General features: G+C 59.6%; 11 protein-coding genes and 2 pseudogenes. 4 read left to right on the forward strand and 9 right to left on the reverse strand.

Annotation, left to right across the window (positions count from 1 at the left end; genetic code table 11):
• Nucleotides 1-14 precede the first annotated feature (14 nt).
• Entirely contained in the window at nt 15-1,529 is a 1,515-nt protein-coding gene (locus tag JANGC3_RS0104675) for an AMP nucleosidase (RefSeq protein ID WP_017875323.1), read from the reverse strand.
• Nucleotides 1,530-1,863: 334 nt separating this feature from the next.
• Here JANGC3_RS0104675 and JANGC3_RS28380 point away from each other — a divergent pair, with 334 nt between their 5' ends.
• Both JANGC3_RS28380 and JANGC3_RS0104685 read left to right on the forward strand, forming a co-directional pair.
• Complete coding sequence (locus tag JANGC3_RS28380; protein ID WP_081611756.1) at nt 1,864-2,325, forward strand: bacteriohemerythrin; 462 nt, start codon at nt 1,864-1,866, stop codon at nt 2,323-2,325.
• A gap of 163 nt (nt 2,326-2,488) precedes the next feature.
• Complete coding sequence (locus JANGC3_RS0104685) at nt 2,489-3,259, forward strand: ParA family protein (protein WP_017875325.1); 771 nt, start codon at nt 2,489-2,491, stop codon at nt 3,257-3,259.
• Between the two features lie 19 nt (nt 3,260-3,278).
• On the opposite strand, the gene JANGC3_RS0104690 is transcribed toward JANGC3_RS0104685, so the two are convergent.
• Nucleotides 3,279-3,842, reverse strand: coding sequence for a hemerythrin domain-containing protein (locus JANGC3_RS0104690; RefSeq protein ID WP_017875326.1), 564 nt, complete (start codon nt 3,840-3,842; stop codon nt 3,279-3,281).
• 353 nt (nt 3,843-4,195) lie between these two features.
• Here JANGC3_RS0104690 and JANGC3_RS30600 point away from each other — a divergent pair, with 353 nt between their 5' ends.
• Nucleotides 4,196-7,561: an EAL domain-containing protein gene (locus tag JANGC3_RS30600; protein WP_198291985.1), complete on the forward strand. Its 3,366-nt coding sequence runs from the start codon at nt 4,196-4,198 to the stop codon at nt 7,559-7,561.
• Nucleotides 7,562-7,661: 100 nt separating this feature from the next.
• Here JANGC3_RS30600 and JANGC3_RS32330 read toward each other — a convergent pair whose 3' ends face one another.
• Together JANGC3_RS32330 and JANGC3_RS33510 are read right to left on the reverse strand one after the other, a co-directional pair.
• The gene (locus JANGC3_RS32330; protein ID WP_157406450.1) at nt 7,662-8,147 is read right to left on the reverse strand and encodes a hypothetical protein; all 486 of its coding nucleotides are present in this window, start codon (nt 8,145-8,147) and stop codon (nt 7,662-7,664) included.
• A 188-nt stretch (nt 8,148-8,335) separates the two neighbouring features.
• A pseudogene (locus tag JANGC3_RS33510) lies at nt 8,336-8,470 on the reverse strand (IS481 family transposase); the annotation flags it as partial.
• Between the two features lie 725 nt (nt 8,471-9,195).
• Here JANGC3_RS33510 and JANGC3_RS0104700 point away from each other — a divergent pair.
• Nucleotides 9,196-10,554 carry an IS4 family transposase gene (locus JANGC3_RS0104700; protein WP_442905262.1) on the forward strand — a complete coding sequence of 453 codons (1,359 nt, stop codon included), beginning with the start codon at nt 9,196-9,198 and terminating at the stop codon, nt 10,552-10,554.
• A gap of 324 nt (nt 10,555-10,878) precedes the next feature.
• Here the strand turns inward: JANGC3_RS0104700 and JANGC3_RS32335 are convergent, their stop codons facing one another.
• From JANGC3_RS32335 to JANGC3_RS33515, 5 genes and pseudogenes are all read right to left on the reverse strand, one after another.
• On the reverse strand, nt 10,879-11,382 hold the full coding sequence (locus tag JANGC3_RS32335; protein ID WP_157406451.1) for a hypothetical protein: 504 nt from the start codon (nt 11,380-11,382) through the stop codon (nt 10,879-10,881).
• Nucleotides 11,383-11,521: 139 nt separating this feature from the next.
• Nucleotides 11,522-12,202 (reverse strand): annotated as a pseudogene (locus JANGC3_RS28390) (IS4 family transposase); the annotation flags it as partial.
• Between the two features lie 550 nt (nt 12,203-12,752).
• Nucleotides 12,753-13,367 (reverse strand): hypothetical protein, encoded by a 615-nt coding sequence (locus JANGC3_RS32340; protein WP_198291986.1) that lies wholly within the window; start codon nt 13,365-13,367, stop codon nt 12,753-12,755.
• 62 nt (nt 13,368-13,429) lie between these two features.
• Nucleotides 13,430-14,692: a hypothetical protein gene (locus JANGC3_RS32345; RefSeq protein ID WP_157406453.1), complete on the reverse strand. Its 1,263-nt coding sequence runs from the start codon at nt 14,690-14,692 to the stop codon at nt 13,430-13,432.
• On the reverse strand, nt 14,679-15,068 hold a 390-nt coding region (locus JANGC3_RS33515), incomplete at its 5' end, for a DUF2345 domain-containing protein (protein WP_026132555.1). The genes JANGC3_RS33515 and JANGC3_RS32345, both read right to left, overlap by 14 nt.

The raw sequence follows: 15,068 nt of genomic DNA on the forward strand, positions 1-15,068 counted from the left end.
CCGCCACCGAACTGCTACTGAAACGCCACCTCGGCGAAGCTGCGCAGCTTACGGCTGTGCAGCTGGTCGATGCCTTGCTGGCGCAGCAGCGCCAGCGCCCGGATCCCAATGCGCAAATGCTGGTCGACGCGCTCGCGGTAGAAGTGGTTGGCCATGCCCGGCAGCTTGATCTCGCCGTGCAGCGGCTTGTCGCTGACGCACAGCAGCGTGCCGTACGGCACCCTGAAGCGGAAACCGTTGGCGGCGATGGTCGCGCTTTCCATATCCAGCGCAATCGCCCGGCTCTGGCTGAAGCGCCGCTCCGGCGTGCGATGCGGCAGCAATTCCCAGTTGCGGTTGTCGGTGCTGGCCACGGTGCCGGTGCGCATGATGCGCTTCAAATCGTAACCGGTCAGCTGCGTCACCTCGGCCACGGCCGCCTCCAGCGCCTGCTGCACCTCGGCCAGCGGCGGGATCGGCACCCACAGCGGCAAATCCTCGTCGAGCACGTGGTCTTCGCGCACGTAGGCGTGGGCCAGCACGTAGTCGCCCAGGTTCTGGGTGTTGCGCAGGCCGGCGCAGTGGCCCAACATGAGCCAGGCGTGCGGGCGCAGCACGGCGATGTGGTCGGTGATGGTTTTGGCGTTGGCCGGGCCGACGCCGATGTTGACCATCGTGATGCCGCTGCCGTCGGCGCGCACCAGGTGGTAGGCCGGCATCTGCGGCAGCCGCGGCGGCGCCGCGCCGAAGGCGTCCTCGGGGTCGGCGGCGCAACCGGCGCGCCGCGTGGTGACGTTGCCCGGCTCGACGAAGGCGATGTAGCCGTCGTCCTCGCTTTCGGCCAGCGGATCGAGCGGCCGGCCCATCATCTCGTGCCCCAGGCGCACGAATTCGTCGATGTAAAACTGGTAGTTGGTAAACAGGATGTAGTTCTGGAAGTGCTGCGGCGCGGTGCCGCTGTAGTGGCGCAGGCGTTGCAGCGAGTAGTCGACCCGCGGCGCCGTGAACAGCGCCAGCGGCTGGGCCGCGCCCGGTGCGATTTCCATGGTGCCGTTGGCGATGCCGTCGTCCATCGCCGCCAGGTCCGGCAGGTCGAACATGTCGCGCATCGCCAGCCGCCGCTCGGGAGACATATTGCCCTCGATGTGGTCGTGCTCGGCGAACGAGAAGTGCACCGGGATCGGTTGCGCGCTCACCCCCACTTCCAGTTGCACGTTCTGGTCGCGGCTGTGGTTCTTCAGCAGCAGCGTGAACTGCTGCAAGTAGTAGTCGGCGAACAGGTCGGGGCGCGTGACGGTGGTTTCAAAGACGCCCGGGCCGGCCACGAAGCCGTACGCCAGGCGCGAGTCGGCGCGCGCCACGGTGTCGGTTTGGATGCGCACGAAGGGATAGCAGGCGCGCGTGCGCCCGTTCAGGTCCTCGCCGCCGACGAAACGCTGCAGCGCGTCGCGCAGGTGCTCGATGCTGCTGCGGTAAATGGCTTGAACCTGTTCCAGCGCCAGGCGCGGATCGTTGAAGCGGGTCGATGCAATGAAGGCTGGCGTATGCAATGGGTGGCTCCTGTAGGTTAAGGCTCGGTTCACCTTTATTGTAAGGCAGCGCCGAAGATTGCGTACGGCAACGTTTGCTAATGAAGTAAACGGCGCGTGCCAGTCCCGTAGCCAGTGCCAGTCCAGTGTGGTCGCCCGCGCCCGATATTCTTTGATCTCGCTCAAGGAGGAGAAAAACGCGGTGGATCGCGATGCCGCTTTTGAAGTTCCTCAGTTCGCTTCCCCATTTTTGACTTCAATCAAGGATTTCGGACGCGCCAACGCCCACACTGGGGGATGTTGGCGCCGGCGCAGCGGCGCCGGCAACCAGACGGAAGCAAAAAAGGGGGATGCAATGCAGACAGTCAGATGGTCGGAAGACATGGCCTTGGGGGTGCCGGCGATGGACCGGGCGCACCGCGCCCTGCTTGGGCAGATCGAACGCCTGGACGCGGCGCCGGACGAGCAATTCGCGGCGGCCTACCTGGACCTGATCGACACGCTCGAGCAAGACTTCCGGGAGGAAGAGGGACTGATGGAGAAAATCCGCTTTCCGGGCCGGCGCCAGCATGCCGAACAGCACGCGCGGGTCATGGCCGGCTTGCGTTACGCCGAGTCGGACGTGCTGCAAGGGGAGACGGCGGCCGGGCGCGACGTCGTGCGCTTCCTGCCGCGCTGGTTCCTGGGGCACCTGTCGAGCATGGACCTGGCCCTGGCGGTGGGACTGGAAATGAGCGGCACCCACCATGCGCCGCCGCCGGACGTGCTGTTGCGCACCGAGTTGTCGCGCCAGCTCAAGCTGAACATGCTCGAATAGGGCGCCGGCGCCCGTTCCGGCGCGCCGGAGCGTTGGAAACACGGCTCGGCCGGCGCATTGCTGTTGTGATATTGCACTTTTTACATCTGGCGAACGGTGCAGCGCGTTGCTGCACCGCAGCACTCTGCTAGAATCGTGCAATCAATCATCTTCTTGGAATGCCATGAAACGTGTGATCTTCAATCAAAAGGGCGGGGTCGGCAAATCGACCATCGCCGTGAACCTCGCCGCCATCGCGGCGCACCAGGGGAAAAGGACGCTTTTGATCGATATTGATCCGCAGTGCAATTCGAGCCGCTACCTGCTGGGCGACGCGGCGCGCGAGACGGCGCCGACCATGGCGGCGTATTTCGAGCAGATGCTGGCGTTTACGATGTTCCCGAAGGCGGCGGCCAGCTTCGTCCACGCGACGCCGTTCGAGAACCTGTCGATCATGGTGGCGCACCCGGAAATTGGCGAGTTGCAATCGAAACTCGAGTCGCGCCACAAGATCTACAAGCTGCGCGACACCCTCAACGAACTGGCCAATGATTATGACGAAATTTTCGTCGATACACCGCCGGCCTACAATTTCTTCACCCAGTCGGCGCTGATCGCGGCCGACCGTTGCCTGATTCCGTTCGACTGCGACGATTTTTCGCGCCAGGCGCTCTACACCCTGGTCGCCAATGTCGCCGAGATCAAGGCCGACCATAATCCGCGGCTGGAAATCGAAGGCATCGTGGTGAACCAGTTCCAGCCGCGCGCGCGCCTGCCGCAGCGCCTGGTCGACGAACTCAAGGCGGAGGGCTTGCCGGTGTTCGAGAACAAGCTGTCCAGCTCGGTGAGGATACGCGAGTCGCACGACCGCAACCTGCCCATGGTGCATCTGGACGCGCGCCATAAGATGAGCCAGGAATTTCTGGCGCTGTATGCGGAGTTGCAGGCGGCTTGAATAAGCGCTACGCGGCCGCTTACGACGCCGGCGGGCGCGAGTGCCAGCGCAGCCGCGGCAGCGTGGATTTGCGCCGGCGCTCGTTTTGCGCCGCGTCGTACGACAGGAACGTGGTGCCGATGGCGAACCATTGCTCGCTGGAGATGACGCGCTGCGCCAGCGGCAGCAATTCCTGCTCTTCCTTCGCCAGGCGCTCCAGCAAGTTCTCGCAGTAGCGCTCCAGGGTAAAACACAGCATCTTGACATGCGTCGCGCTCTCGGCAAAGGCCAAGCGCAGGCGCCGCCGCGCCGAGCCCAGCGTGTGGCGGCCGATCCGGTTGAGCGTCTCCAAGTCCGCCAGCAGCGTGTCGGCGTCGTGGGTCGCCTGGCGCAAGGCCGGCATCAGGCAGCCTTCGACTTTGCGCTGGTGGCGCATTTCGGCGAAACGGGTCAGTTCGTCGAGCTGGTTGGCCAGCCGCACCGGGTCCATCTTCTGGGGCGCGCCGGCGTTCACCTGCAGGTAGTGGCGAAAGCGCGAGATGAAATTGCGCTCCCTTTTTTGTTCGATCGACAGGGTCATCAGGGCATAGGTGGCAGTCAGCATGATTTTTCCTTCATTGCAACGTGCCCCGGGACCTGCGCTTCGGCGTGGATTTGCGCGCCGCGGCGAGGCGTCCGACGTGCGCAAAAAAGCATTGTGGTAATTAATGCAAACGCGTATTACCTTACGCCTGCGATCCCGGCGCATCCGGCGCAGTTACAATTGCTTACAAATGTTTGCAATACAAATTATTTCCCGGTAATGTTTTGACGGCCTGGCGGCGTCCCGTTGTTGACGTTGGTAAACGGCCAATGCCGCGAGAATGTCGTGTGCGGCAAACGGGAAGTTGCTACACTGGGAAGGAATCAATTTCAGCGTTCAACCAACTTGTTCAACATCTGAGGTCGAATCCCGCCATGGCATCGTCGGATCTTTCCACCCAAGGCCCGCCGGCGGCCTCACTGCCGCAGGGCGAGCCGGTCTTTTACCTTGGCCACTGGCAGATGCGGGCGTCCGGCGCCTTCCAGCACTGGTCCGACGAGGCCGGTCGCATCCTGGCGCTCGCGCCGTCGCGCTTTCCGCGCACGCTCGACGATTTCCTGGCCTTTGTCCACGCCGACGACCGCGCGGACCTGGCCCAGGCGTTCGCCGACGTACTGCGCGGCGGCGCCGCGCTGAACCACGAGCACCGCATCGTGCGCCCGGACGGCGAGCAGCGCCACCTGTACGCGCGCGGCCGCTTGGAGACGGACGCGCGCGGCCAGCGCCTGCTCGCCGGCTCGCTGCACGACGTCACCGAATCCAAGCTCGGCGAGCGCACGCTGCGCCAGAACGAGGCGCTGGTGCACATCGCCGGGCGCATCGCCCACCTGGGCGGCTGGGAAGTGGAGCTGCCCTCGCGGCAGGTGGTCTGGTCCGAGGAAATCTACGCGCTGTTTGATATGGCGCCGGGGCCACCGCCCAGCTTCGAGCAGGCGATGGGCCTGTGCGTACCGGAGTCGCGCGCCCGGCTGCGCGCCGCCTTCGAGGGCTGCGCGCAAGTGGGGCTGCCCTACGACGAGGAGCTAGAGGTGGTCAGCGCCGGCGGCCGCCGGCTGTGGGTGCGCGCGCTCGGCCAGGCCGTGCGCGGCGACGGCGGCGTCATCACGCGGGTGCGCGGCGCGATGCAGGACATCAGCGGCCAGAAGCGCGCCGAGGAGCGCGCCAACCGCCTCGCCGCGCGCCTGACCACCACGCTCGAAAGCATCACCGACGCCTTTTTCACGTTCGACCACGCGTGGCGCTTCACCTATCTGAACCGGCAGGCCGAGCTGCTGCTGCAGCGCAGTCGCGGTGAACTGCTTGGCAAGGTGGCGTGGGAAGAGTTCCGGGAGGCCGTCGGCGGCGTTTCGTATGGCGCATACCACCGGGCGCTGCGCGACAATTGCGCGGTCGAGTTCGTCGAATACTACGCGCCGCTGGCGCGCTGGCTGGAGGGCCACGCCTATCCGTCCGACGAGGGGCTGGCGGTGCATTTTCGCGACATCTCGGCGCGCAAGCACGCCGAGCTGGCGCTGGTGCGCTCGAACCGCGCGTTACAACTGCTCAGCCGCTGCAACGAGGCCTTGATCCGCGAGGGCAACGAAGCGGCGCTGGTCGAGCGCATCTGCCGCATCGCCGTCGACGTCGGCGGCTACCGCATGGCCTGGGTCGGCTACGCCAACGACGACGCCGCGCGCAGCATCAGCGTGGAAGCGCACGCCGGCGAGGACGACCTGGATTATCTGCGCAGCATAACGCTGAGCTGGTCCGACGCCGCCGCCGGGCCGGGTGAATGCCCGGCCGGGCGGGTGGTGCGCGCCGCCGCGCCGCTGCTGCTGGAGCATCTGGAACAATTGGACGCCTGCCAGCCATGGGTCAAGGTCGCGCTGGCGGCGGGCTACCGGGCCGCGGCGTACTTGCCGCTGCGCGACGGGCAGCGCTGCTTCGGCCTGCTGGCGCTGTATTCCGGCGAACCGTTCGGCGACCCGGCGCGCGAAATCGGGCTGCTCGGCGAGCTGGCCGACAACCTCGCCTTCGGCGTCGGCAACATCCGCGTGCGCGACGCGCAACGCCGCATCCAGGCGCACATGCGCGACCAGGCCTCGCTGCTGGACCAGGCGCGCGACGCCATCATCGTGCGCAGCGTCGACCAGCGCGTGCTGTATTGGAACAAGAGCGCGCAGCGCCTGTATGGGTGGTCGCAGGACGAGGTGCTGGGCCGCTCGGTCGACGCCTTGCTCGACGACGACGAGGACGCCCTCGAGGCCGCCACCGCCATCGTGCTGCGCAGCGGCGAATGGAGCGGCGAAGTGACCCGCCGCGGCAAGGACGGCAGCGCGCTGACGGTGGAGGTGCGCTGGACCCTGGTCAGCGAGGACGACGGCCGGCCCAAGGCCATCATGTCGATCGACACCGACATCACCGAGCGTAAGGCGGCCGAACGGGAAATCCAGTACCTGGCGTTCTACGACGCGTTGACCGGGCTGCCGAACCGGCGCCTGATGCTGGACCGGCTGCTACACGCGATGGCGGTCAGCGGCCGCGCCCGCCGCACCGGCGCGCTGCTGTTTATCGACCTGGACAACTTCAAAACGCTCAACGACACCCTCGGCCACGACCAGGGCGACCTGCTGCTGCAGCAAGTGGCGTCGCGGCTGCAGGCGGCGGTCTACGACAGCGATACCGTGGCGCGCTTTGGCGGCGACGAATTCGTCGTCATGGTGGAAGAGCTGAGCCGGGACCGGGTGGTGGCGGCGGCCCAGACCACCACCATCGGCGAGCGCCTGCTGCTGGCGTTAAACCAGCCGTACCTGCTCAAGGGTGGCGCGCACCATAGCAGTTGCAGCATTGGCGCCACACTGTTCGAGCACGACGGCGACGTTGGCGAGTTGCTCAAGCGCGCGGACCTGGCGATGTACCAGGCCAAGGCGGCCGGGCGCAACACGCTGCGCTTCTTCGACCCGCAGATGCAGGTGGCGGTGCACGCCCGCGTGGCGCTGGAGGCCGACCTGCGCCAGGGGCTGCAGCGGGACGAGTTCTACCTGCACTACCAGCCGCAGCTGGGCGAGGGCGGCCGCATCACCGGCGCCGAGGCGCTGGTGCGCTGGCGCCATCCGCAGCGCGGCGTGGTTTCGCCGGCCGCGTTCATTCCGCTGGCCGAGGAAACCGGCTTGATCCTGGCGCTTGGCCAGTGGGTGCTGGAGACGGCGTGCGCGCAACTGGTGGCGTGGTCGGAGTGGCCGGCGACGGCGCGGCTCAGCGTGGCCGTCAACGTCAGCGCGCGCCAGCTGCGCCATCCGGATTTCGTCGCGGACGTGCTGGCGGTGCTGGCGAGCAGCGGCGCCGACCCGGCGCTGCTCAAACTCGAGCTGACCGAAAGCCTGCTGGTCGACGACGTCGAGGTCACGATCGCCAAAATGGTGGCGCTAAAGGGCAGGGGCGTCGGTTTCTCGCTGGACGACTTCGGCACCGGCTACTCTTCGCTGAGCTACCTGAAGCGACTGCCGTTGGAGCAGCTCAAAATCGACCAGTCGTTTGTCGCCGACGTTCTGACCGACCCGAACGACGCCGCCATTGTGCGCACCATCGTCGCGCTGGGGCAGAGCCTGGGGTTGTCGGTCATGGCCGAGGGCGTCGAAACCGAGGCCCAGCGCGACTTCCTGCTCAGCCACGGTTGCGGCGCCTACCAGGGCTACCTGCTGAGCCGGCCGTTATCGGCCGAGCAGTTCCACGCCTTCATTGCCACGGCGGGAGCCGCGTAGGCCGGGCCGTCCCACGCGCGCCAGGTCCGCCAACGCGTGGTTGTTGGAAAACCTCATCATCTTCATTGTATGGGTTGTTACAGAATTCATCATTCCGAACTCATTTCTCGGTGATTTTTATTTGCTTGGTTTCAGGCGGCGCCGGGGTAACGTTGGAGGCAGGTTCAACTTGCGGTGAGTAATCGGCAAGCCGCAGGTAAAGAAACCCGCGGCCACCGGATTCACAGACGAAGCCATCAATCGGATCGCCACTCTTTATAAGTTTTGAATTGTAGCCCGTGCAGTTATATTTGGTAGTATCAAGGTATTCCGCCGCTAGCAATGTCTTAAACTGGGGAGACATCCAAGCCCGTCCAGCTTCCGGCGCAAGACGGTGTGGTTTGATGGGCTCTTTTGCCGTGCCGAACCATTTCGGATCGGACGGCTCAAACTCGGCAACTAAGGTTATTAATTCGGTGCTACTGGGAAGAAAGCCGTCGTCGTAAGGCCACATCAATATTTCCCATTGTACAGATTTCATCGGTATTGAAACCTGAACCAGTTTATTCAGTTCGAAAATTTCGGTCGAAGCTTTTGGTTCTTTCATTCCGCATCCATTTAGCAATAATGATACACATAGGCATATAAAATATTTCTTAAATTTCTTTTTATTCATCATTTATTTTCGGATTAACAATAGATGGCAGTGTGATTAATAAAAAAATTCTCATGTGTTCTTCTATCTGTTTGTACAATTTCTAATGAAAAACGAGCGATCTACATGTCAAGACCCGCTTAGTTATACACATGATTAACGAACGATTCAGGATTTTTTGCCTGCCAGACTTTGAGTGCCTGAATCGGTATTATATGGTTTAATGCGCGCTGCGGAATGCTGTTGTTGTAAATCTTCAAATAGCCGCGTAGTGTCCTCAGGGCGTCAAGCTTGATGCGGAACGTTCATTGACTTCCGGGAGATATCAGGATAAGTACTACGTCTGTGTGCTCGCCAGGGTTAGTGCCGAACGGCGCCGCCACGGTTTGGATGAGTCTCGTACGGTTTGCGTTTCCAATGAACGGCGCAGCCGTTTAGCATGCCTTAAAAATCATGCTGCCAAATTGGTCGCTATAAACACTAATCATTCGCAATGTAACGTGTCCAGTTGCGTCGCCCTAGCCACTGATGGAGAAAGTCAGTATTCCTTATTTTCCTCGAACCTGAGGAGGCGCCGTCGGCGTAGCCGGCGTGCTGGGTCAGGCGGAAGACGTCGCTGGCGGCGGCCAGGTGGCGCCGCCGGCGCGAGCAGTTGCGCCGGGGCCCAGGAGTTGATGCCGACCGCGTTCGGCTGCCCCCGGTGCTGCGCCGTGACGTCGTCGGTGGCGCCGGTGGCGTCGTCGCGTCACGGGCGTGCCCGCCGTGGAAGCGCGGCTCGGCGCCACCGGGTGTCTCGTTTCGGACAAGCATTTCACGCTCGACGGTACAAAAAAAAGAACAGCGCCATCGACGGGCGTACGACGCGCCACGCGGGCTATGCCCACCTCGTTATACACAAGTCCGGACCAACGCCCAGCCGGTTTGAAAACACGTTTACATTCAATAAACTAACGCGCCCCTTGTAAACTTGCCATTATTCAGGTTTACTCTCGTCTTTTGCGTGGACGAATTGGCGACAGCATCAGCACCTTGGACCGAGACGGAATTTGAACAACTCGACTTGGGCGATGCGCGCCTGAACAAACGAGCGAGGATCTTGATGGAACGATTTGCGGCTGACCCGACGGCGAGCGTGCCGAAGGCCTGCCAAGGCTGGGGCGAGACGATAGCGGCCTACCGCTTCTTCGACAACGACAGCGTGGACTGGCAGGCGATTATGGCGCCGCATTGGCAGCAGACACAGCAACGCATGGCCGCGCTGCCGGTGGTGCTGTGCTTGCAGGACACGACCGAACTCGATTTCAATGGCCAAGGCGCGTTCGGCCTCGGTCCCTTGAGCTATGAAGCCCAGCGCGGCATGTACCTGCACCCGACGTATGCGGTCACGCCCTCGCGCGAGCCGCTGGGCATCGTCGACGCGTGGATGTGGGCGCGTGAAAAGAAGGACAAGACCGGTGCGCGCGGCGGGCCGAAGGAAAGCCTGCGCTGGATCGAAGGCTACGAACGGATCGCCGAGATGGCCGCGCAGTTGCCAGCCACACGCTTGGTCTATGTCGCCGACCGCGAGGCCGATCTGGTGCCGCTGATGCTGCGCGCGCAAGAACTGGGCGCGCCGGCCGACTGGCTGGTGCGCGCTAAGCACAACCGCTGCCTTCCCGACGGCGACAGGCTGTGGNGGCACACGGGAGCAGGCGCGCCGATCGGCGAGCTGACATTCGCGATGGCGGCGCGGCACGGGGTGAAGGCGCGCACGGTGCGCCAGCACCTGTGGGCACGCTCGGTGACGCTGCCTGCGGGCAAAGGNAAGAGCGTCCTCGCCACGTGCGTGATCGCGCGCGAGATCGATGCGCCGGACGGCGTCAAGCCGATCGAATGGCGCTTGCTGACNAACCGCGCGGCCGCCACGCCCGCAGCGCTCGTCGAGCTGATCGACTGGTACCGCGCGCGCTGGGAAATCGAGATGCTGTTCGACGTGCTCAAGAACGCCTGCCGGGTCGAGGCGCTGCAANTGGGTTCGATCACGCAGCTTGAACGGGCCCTGGCGCTGTTCATGGTGGTGGCTTGGCGCATTGCGCGTTTGATGCGCTTGGGCCGGACCTGTCCGGACCTGGACGCGGAACTGTTCTTCGATCCGGATGAGATTCAAGCGGCCTATTTGCTGCGCAAAAAGACGCCACCGAACAAGCCACGCCTGAACGACGTTCTGCGCCAAGTCGCCTGCGTCGGCGGCTTCCTCGCTCGCAAGAGCGATGGCGAGCCCGGCGTCAAGACGATCTGGCTTGGATTGAAGGATGTTCACGTGGCGGCGGAAACGATACGCACCCTACGCGAAATGGGGGCGCTCAAGAGTTGTGTATAACGAGGTGGGCTATGCCGCCGGCCTGAAGAAGCGCAAACTGGTCGAGCAGATCTTCGCCCGGAGCAAGACTGTCGGTAGCTGCGCAAGGGTCGCTTCGTCGGTTTGGCCAGGGTACGGGCGCAGACGGTCTTCACTTTTCCCGCTTACAAGCTGATGTGATCATCGATAAAGCCCGAAGGTATTCGAGCCTTTTTCAACATCCGGTTAGAGCAGCTCTTAAGTTGGGTGGCTTGGCGCGTGCTCCCGCGTGATGAATAAAGGAGGAAAGGAATCCATTCTTATTGTTCTGTTGCAGGCTTTACTGCCGGCGGACTGTCGTTCATGTCAAGTTTTCTCGGAGTAATCGGCGAGAATTAGATAAAGGAGCCCACGACCACCTGACTCGCAAATGAAACCTTCAACGGGTTTGCCAGTTGCTATTAATTTTGATTGGTAGCGCGTACAGTTGGATTTGCTGGAATCGACAGAATCCGCCGCCAGAATTTTTTTGACTGGATCAGACATCCATGTTTTTCCAGACCCGCGAACAATATAGGTTTCCTTGATAGGTTCCTTGGTTGCTGGAAACCACTTCGGGTCGGAAGGCTCAAACTCTGCGACTAAGGCTATAAATTCCGGGTTGCTGGGAAGGAGACTGTCATCGCAAGGCCAGCAGAATTCCTCCCACTGCACGCTTTTTATAGGTGTTGAGATATGAACCAGTTTTTGTAAAGCGGAAATTTCGGTCGAAATTTTTGGTTTACTATTTTCTCCGCATCCACTTAGTAACAGTGGTGTGCACAGCCCGATAATTTTTATAAAGGACATAATTTTTTTGTTTTGATTCAACGTTTGCTCCAAGGCCAGTAGCCAGGCGAGGTAAATTCGGGCTTTCCTGTTATTTCCAATGTGGTTGGCATTTTATCCTCACACTTAAAGTGTCGTTTTACTGTGGAGTAATTCATGTACTGTATTCCAAGGCACCTCGTTATACACAACTCTTGAGCGCCCCCATTTCGCGTAGGGTGCGTATCGTTTCCGCCGCCACGTGAACATCCTTCAATCCAAGCCAGATCGTCTTGACGCCGGGCTCGCCATCGCTCTTGCGAGCGAGGAAGCCGCCGACGCAGGCGACTTGGCGCAGAACGTCGTTCAGGCGTGGCTTGTTCGGTGGCGTCTTTTTGCGCAGCAAATAGGCCGCTTGAATCTCATCCGGATCGAAGAACAGTTCCGCGTCCAGGTCCGGACAGGTCCGGCCCAAGCGCATCAAACGCGCAATGCGCCAAGCCACCACCATGAACAGCGCCAGGGCCCGTTCAAGCTGCGTGATCGAACCCATTTGCAGCGCCTCGACCCGGCAGGCGTTCTTGAGCACGTCGAACAGCATCTCGATTTCCCAGCGCGCGCGGTACCAGTCGATCAGCTCGACGAGCGCTGCGGGCGTGGCGGCCGCGCGGTTGGTCAGCAAGCGCCATTCGATCGGCTTGACGCCGTCCGGCGCATCGATCTCGCGCGCGATCACGCACGTGGCGAGGACGCTCTTNCCTTTGCCCGCAGGCAGCGTCACCGAGCGTGCCCGCAGGTGCTGGCGCACCGTGCGCGCCTTCACCCCGTGCCGCGCCGCCATCGCGAATGTCAGCTCGCCGATCGGCGCGCCTGCTCCCGTGTTCCCAAGTCGAGTTGTTCAAATTCCGTCTCGGTCCAAGGTGCTGATGCTGTCGCCAATTCGTCCACGCAAAAGACGAGAGTAAACCTGAATAATGGCAAGTTTACAAGGGGCGCGTTAAGTTATTGAATGTAAACGCGTTTTCAAACCGGTTGGGCGTTGGTCCGGACTTGTGTATAACGAGGTGCGCTATACGGTATGGCAGACATCATGTAGCCATTCGGGTCGCGCAGCACAAAGGCTACGTCAAACAGCTTCACCCTGGTGTCGGGCAGTTTGGCCATCTCTGCGGTGCCGGGGCCGGCGGCCAGCGCGGCGCTATAGGCGCTCTGGGTGTACGGGCCGGCGATCAGGGAGGGGGGTAGTGGTCATGGCGGTTCTCAGGAGGTGACGGCGACAAGTTCAAGTTTCAGGTCGCGCATGCCGGACGGCACGTAGATCAAAATCGACTGTGCCTGCAGCATGCGCAAGAGAATAGTTGTCCATGAAAACGGTACCGTCACTGACCATTCCGATTGTAAACCTTGTATTCCCCGCGTCGCTTTCAATTATGTTACTCGCTCTGGTAAAAATTTTCTTTCATTAGTACGCGTTCGTTCGCCGTCTCTTCAAATTCGCTAATTGAAGAGTAGGGGTGGTTGATTCCATTCCACATCCATCTAGGCATAGTTAAAAATTGGTTGGGCGATATGACTAGGAATTTTGCGCACGCGGGAGGTTTTTCTGTCGATTCGGTATTCTTTTCAAGAAATTGGTGTTGACAACCTTCGTGTCCAAAAATCATTTTTTCTTTTCGCTGTGATTCGGAGAAGTAGTAAAATGGATGATTTTTTTCTATAACTGGATATTTGTGAGGTAATCCATTTTCGTCATAATAATTTTCATAAAAATCCCCGTTTTTTTCTTGCTGTGTGTTGTCATTTAAAATCAACTTTTTTCGGATCCCGGATTTTGAAATTTCAACCCAGTACATATTTTGTTTTCCATCTTCCTGTTTTGCGATAACATCTCCAACATCTTGCTTAATTTTTATTACGCCATTTTTTGGAATCAAAACTGAGCGACCTAAAATATCCGCTGATGGAGTGATGCCATCCTTTTGCCCAAAAAAAACAAAGACGGGGCCTATGAAATCATTCGGCACGATATAAACAATTGGCGGTGGCATGGTTATCTCCTTATATAGCTTGTTTAATCCAAATAAGAATATAACAGCTAGAAAAATCCAGGTTAAGTAGTGGATTTTTTTTGACTGCGGATGTTTTCTATTTTTATCCATTTCTCTTCATTTATCTGGTATTCTGGATCATCTTCAGCTCGTCCAGCATTGGGGTCCCGGTGGAGGTGATAGTCATTCCATTCGGAACGCGTTGTTTTCTTCTTCGGACCCATTTTCCAAGATGCATCTATTAGTCCTCGGAGTAATTCAAGGGGGGTGTTAAACGCGGAAAGATATAGAGGTAGTTTGCTCGCGTCTTTCTCATCGAGTATCTTTCCCGGGTCCCCACAATTCCACAAAAAACGACCACGGTTTTCGTTGATTAAATTAAGACTGCTGATGGTAATGGGTTTTTTTGTCGAAGCCGAGCATACCTCATCGTCACCAATCATAGGATATTCATCTCGCAGGTCCGGCGGGCCGCCTAATATCTGGGAAAATATCCATAATTTATCCCCAAAATTTCCGTCCTTATCTATTTCAATACGGATCGCATTGCCCCATATTAAACGTTTTTGTTCTCTCCATAAGTGTGTGGCAGGATAGCCTATCCGCACATGAGATCCCAAGAATAGTTTATTTCCTGACGAATCTTTAATGAAACTTTCACAATTTGGGAAGCCATCACCATAGGTGAACGAAACGATATCCATATAAAGTTCAACTCGTTCTAACCTTATGAAAACCTCACTAAATGCGTCCAAGGTCGGTACTGCGGTTGTGTTAAAAACACGCTGCTGTACCGTTGAGGTAAGGAACGCATGATTTTCCCCCGCCATATGAGATACAAGTCGCACAATTTTTTGCCCGCCGTGTGGCGTTTCGACCTGGGCTGCGTTTAATGTTCCTCGTGGTTTATAGGCCTTATTTTCGTATTTTTCGCCGTCGTAGCTCAAAATTTTCCACCCGCTGGGGCCAGAATCCGAGAAATTGGATTCGGTCTCGAGTCCTATATTTCGATCGTTCGTTTTAACCCCGGTATTCTGTAAGTTCATGTCTAAAATGTAGCGTTGCCAAATGCGCGACGTCGGTCCGTTCGGGGTTTTTTTTGAAAACCAGCTTTCTCCGAGGGAAAATCCTCGGTTATCACCATGGAAACGAAATCCGAGTTTTTCGAAGTTTTTGTTTGGATGAAACACTCGCACATTGACTTCGTATTTCGCCAACACTGCAAACGACGCTTTTACGGCAACGCCATTCTTCAGATCCGATGGTGTGGACGGCGCAGCCTTGAGCGGCGCTTTACCTGTCTTTTTTGGGTTATTTCCAGCCATGATGTACCTCGTCGTCGCCAGCGTAAAACAGTTTTAGCACGTCGCTGGCTTGTTCCGTGCCGGCCAGTTCCGTTTTCCCGACGCCGTTTGTTGTTGCCATGATTTCCTCGCCGGTCGATGAGCGCTGCATGCGGTAGGGGATATCGGCAAGCTTTTCGCCGGTCGCTTCGTCTTCAATATGAAAATACTCATCAAACGGGTGAAATCTCGTGTCCGGAAGTTTCCCGGCAGGGGCCGCCTTGCTGGCTCCACCCGCGAACACATGCTGGCCGCCCTTGACGGTGAAGCTGCCCGGGCAGGCGAAGGTGATGTCGCCGCCCTCCAGGGTGACGGACGATTGGCCGGCCTGCAAGACGATCTTTTCCTTGGCCTTGAT

Source organism: Janthinobacterium sp. CG3, assembly GCF_000344615.1.
GTDB lineage: Bacteria > Pseudomonadota > Gammaproteobacteria > Burkholderiales > Burkholderiaceae_D > Janthinobacterium.

Bases quoted from the DNA above. Each gene is read 5' to 3' on its own strand.
- JANGC3_RS28380 (WP_081611756.1), top strand. From the start codon at position 1,864: ATGCAGACAGTCAGATGGTCGGAAGACATGGCCTTGGGGGTGCCGGCG.
- JANGC3_RS0104685 (WP_017875325.1), top strand. From the start codon at position 2,489: ATGAAACGTGTGATCTTCAATCAAAAGGGCGGGGTCGGCAAATCGACC.
- JANGC3_RS0104690 (WP_017875326.1), bottom strand. From the start codon at position 3,842: ATGCTGACTGCCACCTATGCCCTGATGACCCTGTCGATCGAACAAAAA.
- JANGC3_RS30600 (WP_198291985.1), top strand. From the start codon at position 4,196: ATGGCATCGTCGGATCTTTCCACCCAAGGCCCGCCGGCGGCCTCACTG.
- JANGC3_RS32330 (WP_157406450.1), bottom strand. From the start codon at position 8,147: ATGAAAGAACCAAAAGCTTCGACCGAAATTTTCGAACTGAATAAACTG.
- JANGC3_RS32340 (WP_198291986.1), bottom strand. From the start codon at position 13,367: ATGCCACCGCCAATTGTTTATATCGTGCCGAATGATTTCATAGGCCCC.
- JANGC3_RS32345 (WP_157406453.1), bottom strand. From the start codon at position 14,692: ATGGCTGGAAATAACCCAAAAAAGACAGGTAAAGCGCCGCTCAAGGCT.